The organism is Halomonas sp. Cn5-12, from assembly GCF_021532545.1.
Classification (GTDB): Bacteria; Pseudomonadota; Gammaproteobacteria; order Pseudomonadales; family Halomonadaceae; genus Vreelandella; species Vreelandella aquamarina.
Map to the genome: position 1 here is coordinate 1 of NZ_JAKGAY010000034.1, position 18,984 is coordinate 18,984.

At 58.1% G+C, this 18,984-nt stretch carries 19 protein-coding genes, 1 pseudogene and 2 riboswitches; of the genes and pseudogenes, 9 read left to right on the forward strand and 11 right to left on the reverse strand.

What is annotated here, in order from left to right:
- From L1249_RS14725 to L1249_RS14745, 5 genes and pseudogenes are all read left to right on the forward strand, one after another.
- Positions 1-167, forward strand: a pseudogene (locus L1249_RS14725) (IS1380 family transposase); the annotation flags it as partial.
- A gap of 346 nt (positions 168-513) precedes the next feature.
- Positions 514-885: a hypothetical protein gene (locus L1249_RS14730; RefSeq protein WP_054641732.1), complete on the forward strand. Its 372-nt coding sequence runs from the start codon at positions 514-516 to the stop codon at positions 883-885.
- 166 nt (positions 886-1,051) lie between these two features.
- Positions 1,052-2,170, forward strand: coding sequence for an alkene reductase (locus L1249_RS14735; RefSeq protein ID WP_058578101.1), 1,119 nt, complete (start codon positions 1,052-1,054; stop codon positions 2,168-2,170).
- 167 nt (positions 2,171-2,337) lie between these two features.
- Entirely contained in the window at positions 2,338-2,514 is a 177-nt protein-coding gene (locus tag L1249_RS14740; RefSeq protein ID WP_197746064.1) for a hypothetical protein, read from the forward strand.
- 35 nt (positions 2,515-2,549) lie between these two features.
- On the forward strand, positions 2,550-3,146 hold the full coding sequence (locus L1249_RS14745) for a cell division protein ZipA C-terminal FtsZ-binding domain-containing protein (RefSeq protein ID WP_172416595.1): 597 nt from the start codon (positions 2,550-2,552) through the stop codon (positions 3,144-3,146).
- A gap of 1 nt (position 3,147) precedes the next feature.
- Here the strand turns inward: L1249_RS14745 and L1249_RS14750 are convergent, their stop codons facing one another.
- The 3 genes from L1249_RS14750 to L1249_RS14760 form a co-directional block, all read right to left on the reverse strand.
- Complete coding sequence (locus tag L1249_RS14750; RefSeq protein WP_044630180.1) at positions 3,148-4,734, reverse strand: ABC-F family ATPase; 1,587 nt, start codon at positions 4,732-4,734, stop codon at positions 3,148-3,150.
- Positions 4,735-4,848: 114 nt separating this feature from the next.
- Positions 4,849-5,715 carry a sirohydrochlorin chelatase gene (locus L1249_RS14755; protein ID WP_235253679.1) on the reverse strand — a complete coding sequence of 289 codons (867 nt, stop codon included), beginning with the start codon at positions 5,713-5,715 and terminating at the stop codon, positions 4,849-4,851.
- Positions 5,690-5,920: a hypothetical protein gene (locus tag L1249_RS14760; RefSeq protein ID WP_235253680.1), complete on the reverse strand. Its 231-nt coding sequence runs from the start codon at positions 5,918-5,920 to the stop codon at positions 5,690-5,692. The genes L1249_RS14755 and L1249_RS14760 overlap by 26 nt, the downstream gene beginning before the upstream one ends.
- A gap of 75 nt (positions 5,921-5,995) precedes the next feature.
- Here L1249_RS14760 and L1249_RS14765 point away from each other — a divergent pair, with 75 nt between their 5' ends.
- The gene (locus L1249_RS14765) at positions 5,996-6,583 is read left to right on the forward strand and encodes a gamma-glutamylcyclotransferase (RefSeq protein WP_062374154.1); all 588 of its coding nucleotides are present in this window, start codon (positions 5,996-5,998) and stop codon (positions 6,581-6,583) included.
- Here L1249_RS14765 and L1249_RS14770 read toward each other — a convergent pair.
- Positions 6,574-7,101 carry an HPP family protein gene (locus L1249_RS14770; RefSeq protein WP_235253682.1) on the reverse strand — a complete coding sequence of 176 codons (528 nt, stop codon included), beginning with the start codon at positions 7,099-7,101 and terminating at the stop codon, positions 6,574-6,576. The genes L1249_RS14765 and L1249_RS14770 overlap by 10 nt on opposite strands.
- A gap of 105 nt (positions 7,102-7,206) precedes the next feature.
- Here L1249_RS14770 and L1249_RS14775 point away from each other — a divergent pair, with 105 nt between their 5' ends.
- Positions 7,207-8,118 carry a DMT family transporter gene (locus L1249_RS14775; protein WP_213262632.1) on the forward strand — a complete coding sequence of 304 codons (912 nt, stop codon included), beginning with the start codon at positions 7,207-7,209 and terminating at the stop codon, positions 8,116-8,118.
- Here the strand turns inward: L1249_RS14775 and L1249_RS14780 are convergent.
- Positions 8,093-8,386 (reverse strand): hypothetical protein, encoded by a 294-nt coding sequence (locus L1249_RS14780; RefSeq protein WP_016915216.1) that lies wholly within the window; start codon positions 8,384-8,386, stop codon positions 8,093-8,095. The two genes, L1249_RS14775 and L1249_RS14780, sit on opposite strands and share 26 nt — an antisense overlap.
- Positions 8,387-8,544: 158 nt before the next feature.
- A riboswitch (glycine riboswitch) is annotated at positions 8,545-8,635 on the forward strand.
- A gap of 7 nt (positions 8,636-8,642) precedes the next feature.
- Positions 8,643-8,750, forward strand: a riboswitch (glycine riboswitch).
- A gap of 60 nt (positions 8,751-8,810) precedes the next feature.
- On the opposite strand from L1249_RS14780, the gene L1249_RS14785 reads away from it, so the two are divergent.
- Positions 8,811-10,052: a D-amino acid dehydrogenase gene (locus L1249_RS14785; RefSeq protein ID WP_137093911.1), complete on the forward strand. Its 1,242-nt coding sequence runs from the start codon at positions 8,811-8,813 to the stop codon at positions 10,050-10,052.
- 89 nt (positions 10,053-10,141) lie between these two features.
- On the opposite strand, the gene L1249_RS14790 is transcribed toward L1249_RS14785, so the two are convergent.
- The gene (locus L1249_RS14790) at positions 10,142-13,162 is read right to left on the reverse strand and encodes an efflux RND transporter permease subunit (RefSeq protein WP_235253685.1); all 3,021 of its coding nucleotides are present in this window, start codon (positions 13,160-13,162) and stop codon (positions 10,142-10,144) included.
- Between L1249_RS14790 and L1249_RS14795 the strand changes: the two genes are divergently transcribed.
- A complete protein-coding gene (locus tag L1249_RS14795) occupies positions 13,130-13,564 on the forward strand; it encodes a TetR/AcrR family transcriptional regulator C-terminal domain-containing protein (RefSeq protein ID WP_228168904.1) in 435 nt (144 codons plus the stop codon). The genes L1249_RS14790 and L1249_RS14795 overlap by 33 nt on opposite strands.
- Positions 13,565-13,572: 8 nt before the next feature.
- Here the strand turns inward: L1249_RS14795 and L1249_RS14800 are convergent, their stop codons facing one another.
- Genes L1249_RS14800 through L1249_RS14820 form a run of 5 tightly spaced genes read right to left on the reverse strand, consistent with a single transcriptional unit; the run spans position 13,573 to position 18,875 of the window.
- Positions 13,573-14,445, reverse strand: coding sequence for an NAD(P)-dependent oxidoreductase (locus L1249_RS14800; protein ID WP_074211419.1), 873 nt, complete (start codon positions 14,443-14,445; stop codon positions 13,573-13,575).
- Positions 14,446-14,476: 31 nt separating this feature from the next.
- Positions 14,477-15,937, reverse strand: a complete 1,461-nt coding sequence (locus L1249_RS14805; protein ID WP_074211418.1) for an aldehyde dehydrogenase family protein — start codon at positions 15,935-15,937, stop codon at positions 14,477-14,479.
- 41 nt (positions 15,938-15,978) lie between these two features.
- Positions 15,979-17,256, reverse strand: a complete 1,278-nt coding sequence (locus tag L1249_RS14810) for a TRAP transporter large permease (protein ID WP_054641029.1) — start codon at positions 17,254-17,256, stop codon at positions 15,979-15,981.
- Complete coding sequence (locus L1249_RS14815) at positions 17,253-17,816, reverse strand: TRAP transporter small permease (protein WP_054645051.1); 564 nt, start codon at positions 17,814-17,816, stop codon at positions 17,253-17,255. The genes L1249_RS14810 and L1249_RS14815 overlap by 4 nt, the downstream gene beginning before the upstream one ends.
- 60 nt (positions 17,817-17,876) lie before the next feature.
- Positions 17,877-18,875 (reverse strand): TRAP transporter substrate-binding protein, encoded by a 999-nt coding sequence (locus L1249_RS14820; protein ID WP_074211417.1) that lies wholly within the window; start codon positions 18,873-18,875, stop codon positions 17,877-17,879.
- Positions 18,876-18,984 lie beyond the last annotated feature (109 nt).

Below are 18,984 nucleotides of genomic sequence, written 5' to 3' on the forward strand. Positions count from 1 at the left end.
AGACCCGGCAAGGCTGGAGCCTCAGCCGGATGCGCGAGCAGGTGCTGAAGGTCGCCGCCACGCTGAGGCTGCACGCTCGGCGAATCACCGTTCATCTGGGTGCCGCCGCCGACAAGTGGTGGCCGACCTTGCTTAAGGGGCTGCCGAAGCTGACCGCACTGAGCTGACGCTCCTGCGAGACCACCACAGCATCAGAAAGCGAGCGACCGGAGCGGCGGTCGGCGATCACGGCTGCTTGGACGGCCGCCATTGATTCCAAAGAGCTATAAGTAAGTAGGAAAAGGGCTGCGTTCTGGCATTACTCAACAGCCACTCGCGCTGAAGATGCGAATCCTGATAAGCAATGCCAACAGCCAGTACCTTCAGACCGCTCAATCAGCGCCCTCGTGAATAAGGCGGGATTGACACTGCGATTGAAGGAGGCTATCTTCACCAAAAGATGAAAATGAGAAACACTCTCTTTTCAGCCATCCCCCTGGCAGAGAAAGAGCCGTTGAGGTGAAGGAACGTCCCATGACCAGTGAACAGCGTCAGCTTCGTCAAACTCTGCTATTTTTACGCACCTCGTTTGAAGCCATTCAGCACTCGATTGCCGGACGGCTGGAAGACCCGCTGCCCTGCTGGCTAGACACCAGCATGCTCTCCATGCTCTCCCGCGAGCTGACCCGCTGCTGCCAGCAGGCCAAGCCGCTGTTCGCGCCTGCGGTCGTGGAGCAGCTATTCATCGCCTCCCAACAGTGCGACCTGCTGCTCAAACAGTGTCCCGGTGTACTCAGCAGCGCCGTCTGCCACCGCCAACTCAGCGCGATCATGCTGCCGCTCACCAGCGCCATTAGCCAAATCGATACGCCGGTTAAGCGTCGCTGGCCTTGGCAACGGCACTGAACAAACGTTATTCACCCTCTAACCCCGCCTCATTTCCTCGGCGGGGTTTTGTTTTGCGCGTCCGCCCCCATTAATTAGGGCATAGCATCGTTGTTGGCGCTTACTAGTAAACTGGTCTATTCTGTTTGCCACGATGATACCCACTGCTGCAAAGGAGTTTTGCCCTATGGCGTACGAGACGCTGTTTACCCCCACCACGCTAGGTAGCTTGACCATTCCTAACCGCGTCATCATGGCGCCGCTGACCCGTTCGCGCACGCCGGATAGCGTGCCGGGTAAAATGCAGGAAGCCTATTACGGCCAGCGCGCCGGTGCGGGCCTGATCATCAGCGAAGCCACTAACATCTCTCCCACTGCCCGTGGCTATGTGTACACGCCCGGCATCTGGACCGATGAGCAGGAAGCGGGCTGGAAAGGCGTCGTGAACGCGGTTCACGCCAAAGGTGGCCGGATTGCCCTGCAGCTATGGCATGTGGGCCGCGTTTCCCATGAAATGGTGCAGCCCAACGGCCAGCAGCCGGTTGCCCCCAGCGCGCTGAAAGGGGAAGGCGCTCAGTGCTTTGTTGAATTTGAAGACGGCACCGCTGGTCAGCACCCCACCAGCACGCCGCGTGCGCTGGAAACCGACGAGATTCCCGGTATCGTGGATGATTACCGCCAAGCGGCCATCCGCGCCAAGCGCGCCGGGTTCGATATGGTCGAAGTACACGCTGCCAACGCTTACCTGTTGAACCAGTTCCTGGCCACCGGCACCAATAAGCGCACCGACCAGTACGGCGGTTCGCTGGAAAACCGTGCCCGCTTCCCGCTGGAAGTGGTCGATGCGGTCGTGGAAGTGTTTGGTGCTGAGCGTGTCGGCATCCGTATGACGCCGTTCATCGAGCTGTTCGGCTTGACCGACGACGAGCCGGAAGCCATGGCGTTCTACATGGCCGAAGAGCTTTCCAAGCGCGGCCTGGCCTACCTGCACCTGAACGAGCCCAACTGGGCAGGTGGCGATATCACTTTTCCCGATGGTTTCCGCGAGCAGATGCGCGAGCGCTTCAGCGGCAGCCTGATCTACTGCGGCAACTACGACGCCGAGCGTGCCGAAGCGCGCATCAAGGAAAACACCGCCGATGCCGTGGCCTTTGGCCGCCCCTACATCGCCAACCCCGATTTGCCGGAACGCTTCCGTGTGAACGCCCCGCTCACCGAGCCGAACCATGAAACGTTCTATGGCGGCGATGAGAAGGGCTACACCGATTATCCTTTCCTGAATAACGGTTACGACCGTATCGGCTAAACGTTTCAGGCCAACGCGTGTTCAGGGTTTCCCCACTTGGGGGAACCCTTAAGCATGAAAAGCATCACTCAGGTGGTGCTTTTTTTATGCCTTGAACGCGTGAAACACTGTTAATCTGTTGATTCTATCGTTTTAACGCGATATCCCTACTGCTGGATAGGTCGCTCATGTTCGGCTCTTTGCTGGCGCTGCTCGTCTCGCTACTGCTGGTGGGAGCCGCCGCCATGACGGGGCACGCTTTCGCCCCCGACGGCTGGCGGGTCTACATGACCGAAGATGCGCCTCTGCGCGGTGCCAGCCTGGCCGTCTATGGCGCTCAATGCTTCCATCTGGCGGTTGAATAGCGCCTAGGCGTTAACGGACAACAGGGATTCACTCCATGGATATGACTTCTCTTTCCGTACTGCTGGCTTTCGCCTCCTTGTTACTGGGCGTGGTGGCCGCGTTGATTTTCATCTACGTCGTCATGCCCAAGCGGCGGCTCGCCAGGAAAAAGGCCGTGGAGCCCTCCCCCGCCGTGGCCAAGGACACCACGCCCCCGCCCGCTGAAGAGCCTCCGCCGCCGCCGTCCACCAAACGAACCGGCAAGGTAAAACAGCATTCGCTGTTCGTCATCTTCCATCAGCCGGATGCCTCGACCGATGCCCGACTGACCGAGTGGCTGAGGGAAAAAGGCGCCCATTACGACGCCATCAAGAAAGTCTTTCTGATCGACGGCCAGCAGCCCTCCAACCCTATCACCGTGGCCAATGCTTTTCCGCCGGGGGAAATGCCCGACCTGCTGAGGGGAGAAACCCACGAGCCGATCCGTGGTGTGAGCCTGCTGGTGAAGCCGCCGCTGCATAAACGCCGCAATCAGCAGATGCACGTGTATGTAGAGCTCGCCAAGGAGATGAACGAGACCTTCAGCGGCGACATGCTGGACGCTGACCGAGAACCGGCCAGCGAATCCACTTACGCGCAGATCATCGGCTGACTCAGATCACGCCCTGACTGCGCAGGTAGTCGTCGTAGCTGCCGCTGAAGTCGACGATGCCATCGGGCTGCATGTCGATGATGCGCGTGGCCAGGCTGGAGACAAACTCGCGGTCGTGGCTGACGAACAGCAGCGTGCCGGGGTAGTTCTCCAGCGCCAAATTGAGCGCTTCGATGGATTCCATGTCCAGGTGGTTGGTGGGCTCGTCCATCAGCAGCACGTTGGGATTGGTGAGCGTTAACTTACCGAACAGCATCCGCCCCTGCTCGCCGCCGGAAATCACCTTCACCGATTTGCCGATATCGTCGCTGGAAAACAGCATGCGGCCCAACGCGCCGCGCACCACCTGCTCGCCGCCTTTGGTCCACTGGCTCATCCACTCGAACAGGGTGGCGTCATTGGCGAAGTCGTCGGCATGGTCCTGGGCGAAGATGCCCAGCTCGGCGGCGTCGGTCCACTTCACTTCGCCAGCATCGGGGCGCAGGTCACCGGCCAGGGTTTTCAGCAGGGTGGTTTTACCAATGCCGTTGGGGCCGATAATGGCAATCCGCTCGCCCGCTTCCACGGTCATGGAAAAACGCTTGAACAGCGGTTCGCCGTCGTAGCCTTTGGTAATCGAATCGACGTTTACCGCGTTGCGGTGGATCTTCTTGTTTTGATCAAAGCGGATAAACGGGCTCACCCGGCTAGAGGGCTTGATGTCTTCTAGCTTGATCTTGTCGATCTGCCGCGCCCGGGAGGTGGCCTGCTTGGCCTTGGAGGCGTTCGCCGAGAAGCGGCTGACGAACTGCTGAAGCTCGGCAATTTGCGCTTTTTTCTTGGCGTTGTCGGCATACTGACGCTCACGCGCAGCGGTAGCCGCCGTCATGTAGTCGTCGTAGTTACCGGGGAACAGGGTGATCTCGCCGTAATCCAGGTCGGCCATGTGGGTGCAGACGCTGTTCAGGAAGTGGCGGTCGTGGGAAATGATCACCATGGTGCTGCTGCGCGCTTTCAGAATATCTTCCAGCCAGCGGATGGTGTTGATGTCCAGGTGGTTGGTAGGCTCGTCGAGCAGCAGTACGTCCGGGTCGGAGAACAGTGCCTGGGCCAGCAGCACGCGCAGCTTCCAGCCGGGGGCGACTTCGCTCATGGGGCCGGTGTGCTGCTCGATGGGAATGCCCAGCCCCAGCAGCAGCTCGCCCGCGCGGGACTCCGCGGTGTAGCCATCCAGCTCGGCATACTGCACTTCCAGGTCGGCCACGGCCATGCCGTCTTCTTCGCTCATTTCGGGCAGCGAGTAGATCCGCTCCCGCTCGGCGGCTACTTTCCACAGCTCGGCGTTGCCCATAATGACGGTGTCGATGACCCGCTCGTTTTCGTAGGCAAACTGGTCCTGACGCAGCTTGCCCAGCCGCGTGCTGCTGTCCAGCATCACCTGCCCTGAAGAGGGCTCCAGCTCGCCGCCGAGGATTTTCATGAAGGTAGACTTGCCGCAGCCGTTGGCGCCAATCAAGCCGTAGCGATTGCCGTTATTGAACTTGACGGAGACGTTTTCAAACAGGGGCTTGGCCCCGAACTGCATGGTGATATTGGCGGTTGCGATCAAGATAGAAACCCTGGTTGGCGAAATAGCCCTGGTGGAAGAGCGGCACGCGTGCAAAAGCACGCGATTCTACGCGCCTTTGGGCGACGTTACATCTCCCCGGCGCGTTTCCGGTCATCAGGCGTTTGGCGGCTGGGCGGGCATTTCCAGTAGAAAGCGTTCGCCATCAAGTGCTTGGCGAAGTCGCGTGGTCAGGATATCGACAATCGCAGGGTGCTCGCCCACCAGCGCCGTCGGCCGCACCCGCAGGCCTGGGTGGCGCTGGTGGGCGGCGGCGCAAATCTCGGCAATGTCACCGCCTTCACCGGCATGGCGACCAGGCGAGAGAAACAGCATGGCCAGCACCACGTCGCCGCTGGCGCTGAACTCGGGCGTATCCAGCAGATGCTCCAGCAGCGGCTCGTTGAAGCGGTATGCGTCGCCTTCTCGGCGCTCCATGGAGGCAGCCGCCACGCAATGCACGTCGTCGCCCAACAGCACGCTCAATTGCCCCGCTAAGCGGTTACGCACGGCGGTAACATCGGGGATAGGGCTGCCGTGGTCCACCAGTGCGATCTTGGCAGCGCCTTGTTCAGACAGCTGCGCACGTACGTTATCGGCCAACAGCTGTGCCAAGCGCAGGTCGTTATTCCCCAGTTCATCCACCAGCGGCTGCGCAACCCGCACCGACACGTTAAGAAAGCGTGCCTGCAACGCGGCCATTCGCTCCGGCAAGTACCCCGTTAGCGCTTTACTGGGGCCGAAGAAAAACGGCAGCACGATAATCTCGGTGGCGCCTGCCTCGGCGCTGCGTTCGGCGGCGGGGCCTAACGTAATGGCGGGAATGCCGTCGACCTCTTCAGCGGGGATTTTATTGGAGTGCAACAGCGAGGCCGCCTGAACAGTCTCCCCTAGCGTCTCGCTCAACGCTGCCGCCACGCGGCGCAGGCTGTGGGTTGCCTGAGGCCGCAGAGAGCCGTTATCGACCAGAAAAATAGCGCGCATCGCGTTCATCCTTTTCAATCGGAGCGTTAATGAGCCGCCAGTACGTCTGCCGCCGCCACGGGAAGGCCGCGTGGCGACACAGGTCGAGCACATAGCGGTCGCGGGCGTAGAGGCCGTCGCTGCTCAGTGAGAGGTAGCCTAGACGGTCGTCGTGATGCACATCCACCCCCGCGTCATAGAGCACTACGTCTGGCTGGTAAATCAATCGTATAACCCGGATGATGAACCACCGTTAACGCCATGCGCGTGCAGCCACTTTGGTCACAAATGTAGATCGCTTATGTTGCTTGATACCACGACGTTAAACCAGCAAAGAAACTTCTTCGACGGCCATGCGGATATCTGGCTTTTTGGCTACGGTTCGCTGATTTGGAAGGCTGATTTCGACTATCTGGAGCGCCGCCCTGCGGCCATTACCGGCTGGGCGCGGCGCTTTTGGCAGGGCTCCCACGACCATCGCGGCACCCCCGAAGCCCCGGGGCGTGTGGCGACGTTGATTCGGGCCGAAGGCGCGGTGTGTCACGGCATGGCCTACCGCATCACCCCAGAGGTGCTCGCACCGTTGGATGTGCGGGAGAAAAACGGCTACCTGCGGGAAAAAGTCACGCTGACGTTTTTGGATGAAGCGGGTAACCCTGACGCCGACCAAGCGCCTAGCGAGGGGCTGATTTATCTGGCCAGCGAAGACAACCCGGCGTTTTTAGGCGATGCCCCGCTGGCCGATATCGCCCAGCAAATAGCCCAGGCCCATGGCCCCAGCGGCCCCAACAGCGCTTACTTGCTGAACCTCGCCCAAGCGCTGCGCGAGTTGGGCACCGAAGATGCGCATATTTTTGCCCTGGAAGCGCAGCTACAGCGCTACCAGTAGCGCGGATAGCGGCGGTGGCGCGCCAGGTTATTGACCAGAATCGCCACCACCAGCATGACGATGCAGCCTGCGCCAATGGGGATCAGCGGATACCACCAGCCCAACTGATGCACGCTGGCACCGCCTGCCACGGCAATCAGCGCAGCGGCAGCCCCTGGCGGGTGAACGGTATGGGTAAGCTGCATGACCAAAATGGAGAGCGACACCGCCAACGCCATGGAAAGCGGCGTGGCCCCCAACAGTTGATAGCAGCCCACGCCCACACAGGCAGAGAGCACGCTGCCAAACAGCACATGGCTGGGCTGGGCAAAGGGGCTTTCCGGGGCGGCGTAAATCAGCACCGAGGTTGCCCCGAACGAGCCCACGATCAACAGCTGCTGGGAGAGCCACTCGGCGCTTAGCCAGCAAATCAGCGCCATGCCAGTAAAGGCACCCAGCCACGACCAGCAGGCATCTCGCCAGCCTACCCGGGGGCGCGGCGTTCGTTCTCCGCGCATCTTGCCAAGATCCGTTTTCATCGCACTCGCCTTTGCACAAAAAGAGTGCAGATGATGACAAAATGCACCAAAGAAGCAAATGACAATGCGTCATATGCTCATGAAACTCGCTCAAGGACGACCAGCATGCCACTACCGACTCCCTCGCTCACCATTGCTCCTTCCAGCCTATTGCTAGCGATAGTGGCTGCCGTGGGCATGGCCACCATCGGCGTGATCTCGCGCATCACCGGGCTGAATGCAGAGAGCATTACCTTCTACCGGTTGGGGCTGGGGGCGCTGTTTTTGCTCGGCTATTTACTGCTGACAAAACGCCATGCAGGGCTCACTACACTGCCAGGGCGGCAGGTGGTGATTAGCGGTAGTTTGCTGGCGGCGTTCATCCTGTTTTACGTGCAGGCGATGAACTACACCCAAATGGCCAACGCCATTTTGATGGTGTATCTCGCGCCGATTGTGGCGGCTATCGCGGCCCATGCGCTATTTAACGAACGGCTTGCAGCGGCGCAGGTTTCGCTCATTGGCTTGGCGCTGTTTGGGTTCGCGATGATGCAGGAGTTTCGGCTCAACCTGGACGATCAGCAGGACGTGATTGGCATGGGTTTTGGCTTAGCGGCCATGCTAGCTTACAGCGGTTTTATCCTGACGAACCGCCGATTGCCGCGCCACCTGGATGACCGCACCTGCGCCTTCTGGCAGTTGGCGGTCGGGGCGCTGGTGATCTTGCCGTTTGCGCTATGGCAGCCAGCAGGGCTAACCGCCAGCGCATGGCAAGTACCGTGGTTGTTAGCTGCAGGCCTTGTGCCCGGTTTTTTGGCGCTGCTGTGTGCAGTGATGGCGATTAACCGCCTGCCCACCGCGCTATACGGCACGCTGGCCTACTGTGAGCCGGCGGCGGTGGTGATTTTTGGCTGGAGCCTGTTTGGCGAAGCGCTTTCGCCTTTGCAGTTAAGCGGCTGTGGGCTAGTGATCGCCTGCGGCGTTGCGCAGGCGTGGGTCGGTGGTCGGGGCGCTACATCATCAGCCACGACAGGATAAACAGCCCAATCAGCGTGCGGAAAATGCCGCCAATAATGGAGCCACGCAAAAACGCACGCAGCCCGCCCCATAGCACCAGCAGGCCAATCAGCAGTATGGCTAGGCTTAAAAACGAGTCGTTAATCCCCAGCGAGCGCGTCAGCCCGCCGATAAAGTCGTCGAAGGCACCGAAAAAGTTGGTGAAGATACCCAGCAAGAACTCGACCACGATGCGGATCGCATCGCCAATCGCCTCGCCAATGCCCTCAAAAAATCCGTTTGCCTGCATGCGCGTTGTCCATTGCTTGAAGATAATTGATCGAGAATAGCGAGTTGAAGATAGCGAGCATTGTGTGTGAAAACACGCAAACTGGCAAAACCACGCGATTGAGCGGCTTCCACTTTTCGCCTATTCCCTTTTTAGCACCGCCGCGTTACAACGTTAAGTACGCATTTGCGGGAGAGACTGGTGTACGACACCAGCGCCGAAGGAGCAACGACCCCGGAAACTCTCAGGCCAACGGACCGCAACGGCTAACGTTTTACTATTACGTTCCGAAGAGCGGTTGATGACTGCGTCACTCAGCCCACCGAAGGAGCAAGCGCCACCTCATCGGCGTGAATCTCTCAGGTTCCATGACGGAAGGGGTACGCCTAGCAAACATGTTTGCTGGGGGTATCGCCCGACGCTCATACAATCTGTGGAGAGACTCATGCAACGCATTGCCATCATTGGCGGTGGGATCACTGGCATCACCAGTGCCTACGCCCTCGTAAAGCGCGGTTTCGACGTCACCGTCTTCGAAAAACATCGCTACGCCGCCATGGAAACCTCGTTTGCCAACGGTGGGCAGCTGTCTGCCTCCAACGCAGAGGTGTGGAACCACTGGCCTACGGTCATCAAAGGCCTGCGCTGGATGCTGAAAAACGACGCCCCGCTGCTCGTCAATCCTCGCCCTACCTGGCACAAGCTGAGCTGGTTTGCCGAGTTCATCGCCGCCATTCCTCGCTATGCCGACAACACCACCGAAACAGCGCGTCTCGCCATTGCAGCTCGGGAACATCTGTTTCAGTGGGCGCGAGACGAGCAGATCAACTTTGACGTGAAACAGAAAGGCATTCTGCATATCTACCGCGATAAAGTGGGCTACGAGCATGCCGCTAAGGTCTCACAGCTTCTGCACCAAGGCGGGCTTGAGCGCCGTGCCGTGACCCCGGAGGAAATGCGCGCCATCGAACCCACGCTGGCGGGTAGCTATTACGGCGGCTTCTTTACCGAAAGCGATGCCACAGGGGATATTCACAAATACACCAACGGCCTCGCCAAGGCCGCGGCTAAACGCGGCGTGAAGCTGAACTACGGCCATCAGGTGACCAACCTGGGTGCGGATGAAAACAGTGCCTGGGTCAGCGCTTCAATCGACGGGGAAGAAATACGCCAAAGCTTTGATAGCGTGGTGGTGTGTGCGGGCGTTGGCAGTCGTGCCATCGCCGCCAAGCTGGGTGACCGCGTCAATATCTACCCGGTGAAGGGCTACTCGATCACCGTGCAGCTGGACGACGAAGCCTCGCAACAGGCCGCTCCCACCGTGAGCCTGCTGGATGACGAAACCAAACTGGTGACCAGCCGCCTGGGCAACGACCGCTTCCGCGTGGCCGGTACCGCTGAGTTTAACGGCGCGAACCGCGATATTCGTAACGACCGCATTCAGCCGCTGGTGCGCTGGGTAGAGCAGTGCTTTCCCGGTGTCAGCACCCAGCGGGTCGTCCCCTGGGCTGGCCTGCGTCCGATGATGCCGAACATGCTGCCCAAAGTGGGCCCGGGCCGCTTGCCGACGGTGTTCTACAACACGGGCCACGGCCACCTGGGCTGGACACTCTCTGCGATCACCGCCGAGATGCTGGCGGATGCGGTGGATCACTCCACCACCGCCTCTTTCGCCGCCACCCGCTAGATGAATCAACGATAAAGGGGCCGTTTGGCCCCTTATCCTCACCTTTGCTCTTGCCGCGCAGTGAACGGCTGTCTGGCGATGCTATGGCATCAGCTGTGACTGCTTTCACCACCAGAAGAGGCCACCCACAGCCTGTAGAGTGCTGGCGTAAAGAAAAACGACACCAACGTAGCCAAGAGTAATCCAAAGCCTACGGTTTGCGCGAAGGGCGGCCATAGCCCGCCTGCGGCCACCATAAGAGGAATGAGCCCCGCAAAAGTAGTGATAGTAGTAGACACAATGTGCCGACTCGTGGGGCCGCTGATGACCGCGAGCATCGCGTCTATATCGCCTTGCCGGGCGGCCGGATCGTCATCAAAGGCGGCAATAATAATGATGGTGGCGTTAATGGCGACACCGACCAATCCCATAATGCCGACGATAATCACGAAGCCAAACGCATGACCACTCATCAGCAGCGCCACAATCCCCATGCCCATGGCCTGTGCTCCAGCGATAAAGACAATGGCGGCGCGGCGGAAGGAGTTAAACGCCAGCACCACCGTAGCCACCATGGCAATCACCAGCAGCACCACCGAGGCGAGTAGTTTACCGACGGCCTCATCACGCTCAGCGGCCTCGCCCCCTGTTTCAATACGGTATCCAGCGGGCAACGTCAGCTCACCGTTCTCAAGCGCTGCCTGAAGCTTGGCATCTAACTGCGCCATGGATACGGCCGGTAGCGCATCCGCCACTAAATAGCCTTGCACCAGCTGCACTCGCTCGGCATTTCGTCGGGTAATCACACTCCATGAAGGGGCAAGATAGCTTTCAGCAACAGCCGCTAACGGTAAGCCTTCAGCCACTTGGTCACTCACCAAACGCAGTGCAGCTAGCTGCTCGGCATCAGTACGCCACCCATCGGCATAACGCACACGTATCGGTAGTTGTTGTGTATCTTCCAACAACATACCGGCAGGCTGGCCGGAGAGGGCAGCACCTACCTGTTCCGCCAGGCTCTGCGTCGTCAGCCCTGCATCGCTCAATGCGGTGTGGTCGACATCAAGCACTAGCCGAGGTAAATCACGCTGCATCCCTGCGCGCACGTGGGTTACCTGGGGAAGCTGGTGCATCAGGCCCGCTAGCTCCAGGCCCAGGGAGGAGAGCACCTCCAGATCATCGCCATACACGCGAAGCTCAATGGGCGCTTTAAAAGGCGAGCCTTGCTCGTATTTGCGCACAACGCTTTGGGCTTGAGGAAAGCGCTTATCCAGAGATTGCTGCAGCCCCGGCACCTGTTGATTGGTGGCCTCTAACGATACCGTATCGACGATCAGATGAAGGAAGGCGGGGTTGTTATCTTCATTAGTTAACACGTTGTAATACATCATCGGCGCACTTTCGCCGATAAACGACGAGACACGCACTACACCCGGCAGCTCGCGCACCATGCTCTCTACTTCGTGGGCCAGCGCCTCTGTCTTGGCGATACTACTGGCGGCGGGCAAGCGCACTTCAATATGGAACTGGTCGCGGTCGGCGAGAGGGAAGAACGCTACGTCTAGCGTTGGCATCAGCGCTATTCCACCTACCGGCACACAGAGGGTGATCACCATCGCCGCCACGGGGTGGCGCAGTGTGCTGCGAATCGTGCCGCGAAACGCCCGCTTCATTATATTATCCCGCGGGGCAGGCGGTTTAGCGGCTACCTTGGCCAGCAGCATGGGCGAAAGCGCAGGCACCAGCAGCAGCGAAATCAGATAAGAGCTGACCAGCGCCACCATGACCGCCATGGCGAGCGGCCCGACAAACTCACCGGCGGGGCCTGGCATCAGCACGATGGGCATAAACGCCAAAATGGTCGTGAGCGTACTGGCGAGCAGCGGTACCGCCAAATGGCGCAACGCATCCCGAGTCGCGGCCAGCGCTGAATCCCCCTGAAGGAAGCGCTCACGCAGGGCATTGGTCATCACAATGGCGTTATCCACCATCAGCCCCAATGCGACAATAATACCGATGATGCTCATCTGGTGGATTTCCATCCCCAGCGGCTTGAACAGCGCCAGGGTGAGCAGCGCCGTCGCCGGAATGGCCAGCCCTACGGTGAGCGCAGAGCGCCATCCCATCGTGAGAAATAGAATCGCGACCACCAGCACCAGGCCCATCAGCAGGCTAATCGCTACATCACTGAGACGCTGGTTGGTATAGCTGGCCTGCTCAAAGACTTCTTCTACCGCCAGCCCTATCGGCAGTTCATCGTCAAACGCCGCTAGTTGCGCCTGGGCACGCTCAACCCACGCATCGATACGCTGGCCCGGCACCATACGAGCACCTACAAATACGGCCCGCTCACCGTTTAGCAGCGCCACCGCGCTAGGTGGGTCTTGAACACCACGGCGCAGCTCGGCAATTTCCCCTAGCTTGACGCTCTGGCCCTGCTGGGTGGTGACGTTGATCTCTCGCAGCCGGTCAAGCGCATCAAACTCGCCGCTCAAGCCCACCGTTAGCCGATGCCCTTGTGTGACCACCTCGCCAGCCGTGCGGCGGCCGTCGCTCGCCTCAATGGCCCCGGCAAGCTGACCAACCGAGAGTCCTAACGCATTCAGTTCCAGCGGGTCTACCATCACCTCGACCTGCTCCCCGGCGACGCCAAAACGGTGGGTATATTCGGTGCCCGCCACCTGCCGTAACTGATCTTCTAGGCGTTCGGCATAGCGCTCCATCAGCTGTGGATTGGGCGGGGTATCCAACGTCCAGCGCAGCGCGGCCACAATACTGAACGCATAGCCACGGTCATCCAACAACTCCGGCGTTTGCACGCCTTCCGGTAGCGAGGGCGCTACATCGCTGAGCTTATCGCGCACGCGGCTCCACACCGGCGTGACATTGGTCACCGCGTCGCTCAGTTCCAGGCTGAGCACGGCAATGCCTTGCCGCGAGGTAGACTCCAGCACATCAATCTCAGCAATGGTGCGTAGCTCCTGTTCGATAGGACGCGCGACCAAGGCTTCGATTTGTTCGGGAGTCGCCCCTGGGTACGGTGCCAGCACGGTGGCAATGCGTGCGACAAGGTGTGGGTCTTCCGCCCTGGTAAGGGTTTGATACGGCGAGAAACCGCAACAATTCGGCAAGGGTTAGAGCAGCTCCCCGACACCCACGACGCGGTACGCCAATCGCTCATCGAGGTAGGCATCGGCATGGTGCGCTTTGTACTGGAGCCCCATGTATTGGCGGTCGAACGGGTGATGAGTCAGCAGGGCGAGCAGTACCCCAAGCTGTTACAGGCTTTTTTTGAGGCAGGCCCCTGGGCTATTAGCCAGTGGCTGCGGGAAAAACTGGAAGGACTGGCCAGCGCAGGCCACCTCACCCTGCCCGCCCCCGCACTAGCTGCCGATCAACTCTGCAGCATGTGGCAGGGAATGCTGACCAAAGAAGTTCGTATGGGCGTACGCCCACCGCCCACGGATGACGAGCTAAAGCACCAGATCACCAGCGCTGTAGACGTGTTTTTAATGGCGTATGGGCGGCGTTGATGCTCAGGCTATCGGCGTTCTAATACGCCGATTAGCTCAGGTATTGATAGTTGCTGATCTTCCACCGATTGGTATAAATCTCGAACGACTTTGGCAATACCACCTTCCACAGCTAAGTCGTGGGTCATTGTGTGGTAGTAACCGAGATCCTTGCTTGCATTGGCAATCGTAAACCTGAATCCAGAAGGGTCATTGTCAGCGATATAAGGGCGCAACCGCTCAAGCACGACCCCCCCACCGCCGCCTGCACCAAGCACATCAAGCAAAGCATTATCACTGATGCCTGCTTTACGTGAAGCGGCAGTGGCTTCCGCCAATACCGCAGAAAAGCCAAGCGAAACAAAATTGTGCAACAGCTTAAGAGTGTGTCCCGCACCAACTTCGCCTGCATAGGCAATATTTTCGGCAAAACCCTGCAGCAGAGGCAGCATTTCATCGAACAGCGCCTTTGGCGCGCCAACAATCAAGTTAAGCCGCCCTTCTGCTGCTTCTTTAGGCGTGCGTGTCATGGCGGCATCCATAAAGCGTCCGCCTGCCTCCGTGACTCTGACAGCGACTTTTTCTGTCGAACTAGGTAGAGCAGTGGAGCAATCTACGATAACACTGCCAGGGACTAGCCCTTCTAATACGCCATTGGGTTCAAACAACACGGCTTCTATTTGAGGCGAGCCAGTAACGCACAGAATCACCACCTCTGCGCTCTGTGCCACCTCCCGACCAGAACTCAGCGCACTGGCGCCAGCGGCCACTAGATCATCCACTGGCTGATTACCTGGGTGTTCAAGAAAACATACCTGATAGCCAGCACGTAGCAGGCTGCTGGCGATCCCGTGGCCCATCAGGCCTACGCCGACGACGCCTATTTGGCGAGATGTTGTCATTATAATAACTCCTTTTACGTAGATGTCCGTGCTAGCCGTGCTTGATAGCGATAGTCTTGATACGTGTATAGCTTCTCAGCCCTTCAAAGCCCTTTTCCCGACCATGTCCTGAACGTCCAACACCACCAAAGGGAAGCTCTACGCCACCGGCAGCTCCGTAGTTATTGATGAACACTTGGCCACTGCGGATACCTTTTGCCAAGCGTAGCTGACGTCCGCCGTCGCGAGTCCAAATACCGGCACACAGGCCAAAATCGGTGGCATTAGCGAGTGCAAGCGCTTCGGCTTCATCCTCGAACACCTGCACCACCAGCACGGGGCCAAACAGCTCCTCCCGAAGCACTTCATGCCCATCCGGAATATCGGTCAACAGTTGAGGCAGCACGAAATGGCCTCCGGATGGTACGCTCGACGTTAGTTTTCCTATAGCCGCGACGCGAATGCCATCGGCTTTGGCCGCCGACAAACGTTCTTCCAGCTTAGCTTTTTGGCGCGCGTTGATTAATGGACCACAGTCGGCATCGGCTTCACCGGTATCACAGCGCAGGGCGTTAAAGCGCTTGCATAGATTATCAATTACGTTATCAGCGATTTCACGCTGTACTAGCAGACGGCTACCTGCGGAACAGGTCTGACCAGCATTCTGGATAATCCCACGTACCACCGCAGACAGCGCTTCCTCCAAATCTGCATCGGCAAACACGAGTTGAGGCGATTTCCCACCTAGCTCCAACGTGACCGGCACATGGTGCTGCGCGGCCGCTTGGGCAACATGTGTGCCGGTTTCAGGTGAGCCGGTAAAGGAGAGGTGGTCAATCTGAGGATGGGCAGCCAGCGCCGCGCCCGCTTCAAACCCTAGCCCCGGCACTACATTGAGTGCACCAGGGGGCAACCCATGCTGTACCGCCAGTTCCGACATGCGCAGCACGCTCAGGCAGGCATCTTCGGCGGGCTTAAGCACGATAGTGTTACCTGCGGCGAGTCCAGCCGCCACGCAGCGCCCGAAAATTTGAGAGGGATAGTTCCAAGGAATAATTTGGGCACACACACCGTAAGGCTCGCGCAGTGTCATTACCGCGAAGTCGGTTTCAAAGGGAATGGTCTCACCGTGAATCTTGTCCGCCGCCCCACCATAAAAGCGAAAATAGCGTGCACAGGCGGATATATCCCCTTTGGCTTGGGTCATGGGCTTACCGGTATCGGCGCACTCGAGCTGTGCTAGCTGTTCATGATGTGCCTCGATCACATCGGCAAAGCGCAACAGCCATTCGCTGCGCTTACGAGCAGACCAATGAGCCCACTCGCCTAACTGTCCGGAAAAGGCCAGCCGTGCTGCTTTTACTGCTGCATTTACCTCCTCCACTTGGCTACGTGCAATGCGCGCCAATGGCTCTCCAGTGGCAGGGGCCTCTACCTGTAACGTAGCCGTCGTCTTTATCCACTCTCCACCAATCAGTGCCTGCTGCGGTGGAAAGGTCATTAAATGTGACATTTATCACTCCTTTATTATCTTTATTAAATGTAATGTCTTTTCTATCCGTAGAAGATATTCACTAATCCCATTGAAATCCAAGGCATATAAGTAATCGCCATCAAACACGCCAGCACTACTAGCACAAAGCGCACCAGCCACGGCAGCATTTGATCAATGGAGATTTTGGCAACAGCGCAAGCCGCAAAAAGATTCACCCCAAGAGGCGGCGTAATCATGCCCAGCGCTAAGTTGACCACCATTACCAAGCCAAAATGGACAGGATGGATACCAAACTGAATCGCGATCGGCGTGAGTATCGGGGCCAGAACTAAAATCGCGGCCGATGTTTCAATGAACATGCCGACAATTAGCAGCAGTGCATTCACAACCAGCAAAAACATCATCGGGCTTTCAATGGTGTTGGTGACCAACGTGGCAATTTGTGCCGGTAAACCTGTGCGGCTTAACAAAAAGCTAAACAGCGCGGCCGATGCAATAATCAACATCACCGCCGCCGTTGAGATCACGCTTTGGCGCAAGATAGGCCCTAGGTCAGCAAGCTTTAATTCGCGGTAATAGAACGCGCCCACAATGAGTGCGAAAAACACCGCCACGGCCGACGCTTCAGTGGGGGTAAAAATCCCTCCGTAAATACCGCCGATCACCACCACCGGCATCAGCAGCGCCACCCAGGCACGCTTAAGCGAAATCATAAAACCGGTGCTGTCTTTGTAATCATCTTTACCGTAGCCACGCACTTTACAGAACAGGTAAAGAAAGATGATAAGCGCCATACCAATCAAAATGCCGGGCCCAATACCTGCCAGAAACAGCTGCCCAATGGAGGTATCGGTACTCACGCCATACAGAATCAGCGGAATAGAAGGGGGAATCAGCACGCCCAGTTCCGCCGATGACGCCTGAATAGAGGCCGCTAGCGGTTTGGGATAGCCGTGCTTAACCATGGCTGGAATCAGAATGGCACCAATGGCAAAGGTTGTGGCCACGCTGGAGCCGGACACCGCGGCAAACATCATGCACGTTAAGACGCAGGACATGGCAAGGCCGCCTTGCACGCGCCCAACGATGGATTTTGCAAGGTCCACCAAGCGTTGTGAAATGCCCCCGGCGGCCATTAAATTACCCGCCAGAATAAAGAACGGTATCGCCATCAGCGGAAACTTATCGATACCAATAAACATCTGCTGTGGAACAAGTAATAACGGCAGGCGCGTAAAGAACTCGATGCCAATAATAGAAGCGAGCACGATAGAGATCGCAATCGGCACGCCAAAGGTAAAGAGCACGATCAGCGATAGTCCAATCACCATATTCATGAGGACGCTCCTTCTTTGGAACGCGACGCATGGGTGGACGTTGGCTCATCGGTCAGCACTTCGCTGTTTTCTGGCCCTACTTTCTCGCGGCCACTGAGCTGCGCGGCTAAACGGGCGATCACTGACACCATCGCAAAGCTAGCACCCATGGGAATCGCGGCATAGGCCCAGGACATGGAAATGTTCATGCCCGACATCACCTGGCTATTCACTCGCAGCGTCATTTGAATGCCGTAGTGCACTAACACGCCCAATACCAATAGGCAGCACAGCACAATCGCCATTTCCAGCATCATGAGCAGACGCGCAGGCATCCATTTATAGATGACCTCAACCGCCATCATATAGCCACCACGAAACGTAGCGGCAGCGGCCATAAACACACACCAAATCATGGACGTTCTAGATGCCACCTCGGTCCAGGTAGAGGGCGCATTAAACAAAAATCGCGTAAGCACCTGATAGAAGCTGAGCGTGACCGATATGACCAACATCAACATAGCAATCATCAGGGCAATACGGGTTAACTGATGCTCTAAACGAAGCAATACCGCTAGCATAAAAGGTCACCGTGCCTAGGCGGTCTCTGGCATCGCCAGAGACCGCAGTGAAGGAAGTGCTTAACAGTTGCCCGCTTTTTCACGGATGCGTTCTAGCATGTCGCTACCATACTGTGAGGTGAAAATTTCGTAGGCGGGTTCTACTGCCTGCTGGAAAGGAGCAGGGTCGATCTCTGTTCTTACTGTCATCCCATTGGCTTCCAACAGCGCAACCCCTTCCCGCTCAAGGCGCGATACTTCTTCGCGAGTGGCGTCTACCGAAGCTGCTGCGGCCTGCATAAACCAGTCACGCTCCTCTTCGCTGAGGCCATCTAGCAAGATCGGTGAGCCCAGTACGATGGCCGGTGAGTAAACGTGCCCGGTCAGGGAAAGGTAGTCCTGCACTTCCCAGAAGTTGGTGGCTACAATGACCGTAATCGGGTTTTCCTGGCCATCGACCGTGCCTTGTTGAAGCGCGGTGAATAGCTCCGGGAACGCCATCGGTGTTGGTCGTGCGCCCATTTGGCGGAACGCTTCTTGGTGTACTGCGTTCTCCATGGTGCGGACCCGTAACCCTTCCGCATCCGCTGGGCTAGCAATTTCACGCTGACTGTTAGTGAGGTGACGGAAACCGTTTTCTGACCACGCCATACCGACCAAGCCATGATCGCTCATCTTCGCCAGCAGCTCGTCACCGATCTCGCTGTCCAGCACACAGCGGGCTTGGTCGTAGTTTTCAAACAGGAACGGCAAATCCAGCACGTAGGTTTCCGGCACAAAGTTACCCAGTGGGCCGCTAGAGGTAATCACCACATCCACGGTGCCAATCTGCAGGCCTTCGATCATTTCTCGCTCGCCACCGAGAGAGCCGGAGGCGTGCTCAGTGACCGTAAAGGCTCCGTCGGATAGACGTTCTAGTGTCTCTTTAAACGCCTCGGCACCTACCGAGTAGTGAGAGGTGGAAGAGAGCGTGTGCCCCAAACTGATATCCGTGGCTGCCTGAGCGTGCAGTGCAATGCTGGCCGTCGCCAGGGCGCTGATAGCAGTCACGAGTGCATGTCGAGTGAAGCGCTTGGTCATGATAAATCCCTCTTTATGTTGTTGTGAGGGTGAGTAGTGAAGGAGGCGTTGGCGTCTCCTTGTGGCGTTCTGCCCTATCGGCAGTGGGGTGAATCAGATGGGCAATAGC

Bases quoted from the DNA above. Each gene is read 5' to 3' on its own strand.
- L1249_RS14780 (WP_016915216.1), bottom strand. From the start codon at position 8,386: ATGCAGGCAAACGGATTTTTTGAGGGCATTGGCGAGGCGATTGGCGAT.
- L1249_RS14755 (WP_235253679.1), bottom strand. From the start codon at position 5,715: ATGCGCGCTATTTTTCTGGTCGATAACGGCTCTCTGCGGCCTCAGGCA.
- L1249_RS14785 (WP_137093911.1), top strand. From the start codon at position 8,811: ATGCAACGCATTGCCATCATTGGCGGTGGGATCACTGGCATCACCAGT.
- L1249_RS14820 (WP_074211417.1), bottom strand. From the start codon at position 18,875: ATGACCAAGCGCTTCACTCGACATGCACTCGTGACTGCTATCAGCGCC.
- L1249_RS14810 (WP_054641029.1), bottom strand. From the start codon at position 17,256: ATGAATATGGTGATTGGACTATCGCTGATCGTGCTCTTTACCTTTGGC.
- L1249_RS14800 (WP_074211419.1), bottom strand. From the start codon at position 14,445: ATGACAACATCTCGCCAAATAGGCGTCGTCGGCGTAGGCCTGATGGGC.
- L1249_RS14745 (WP_172416595.1), top strand. From the start codon at position 2,550: ATGGATATGACTTCTCTTTCCGTACTGCTGGCTTTCGCCTCCTTGTTA.
- L1249_RS14740 (WP_197746064.1), top strand. From the start codon at position 2,338: ATGTTCGGCTCTTTGCTGGCGCTGCTCGTCTCGCTACTGCTGGTGGGA.
- L1249_RS14815 (WP_054645051.1), bottom strand. From the start codon at position 17,816: ATGCTAGCGGTATTGCTTCGTTTAGAGCATCAGTTAACCCGTATTGCC.
- L1249_RS14735 (WP_058578101.1), top strand. From the start codon at position 1,052: ATGGCGTACGAGACGCTGTTTACCCCCACCACGCTAGGTAGCTTGACC.
- L1249_RS14805 (WP_074211418.1), bottom strand. From the start codon at position 15,937: ATGTCACATTTAATGACCTTTCCACCGCAGCAGGCACTGATTGGTGGA.
- L1249_RS14730 (WP_054641732.1), top strand. From the start codon at position 514: ATGACCAGTGAACAGCGTCAGCTTCGTCAAACTCTGCTATTTTTACGC.
- L1249_RS14770 (WP_235253682.1), bottom strand. From the start codon at position 7,101: ATGAAAACGGATCTTGGCAAGATGCGCGGAGAACGAACGCCGCGCCCC.
- L1249_RS14765 (WP_062374154.1), top strand. From the start codon at position 5,996: ATGTTGCTTGATACCACGACGTTAAACCAGCAAAGAAACTTCTTCGAC.
- L1249_RS14775 (WP_213262632.1), top strand. From the start codon at position 7,207: ATGCCACTACCGACTCCCTCGCTCACCATTGCTCCTTCCAGCCTATTG.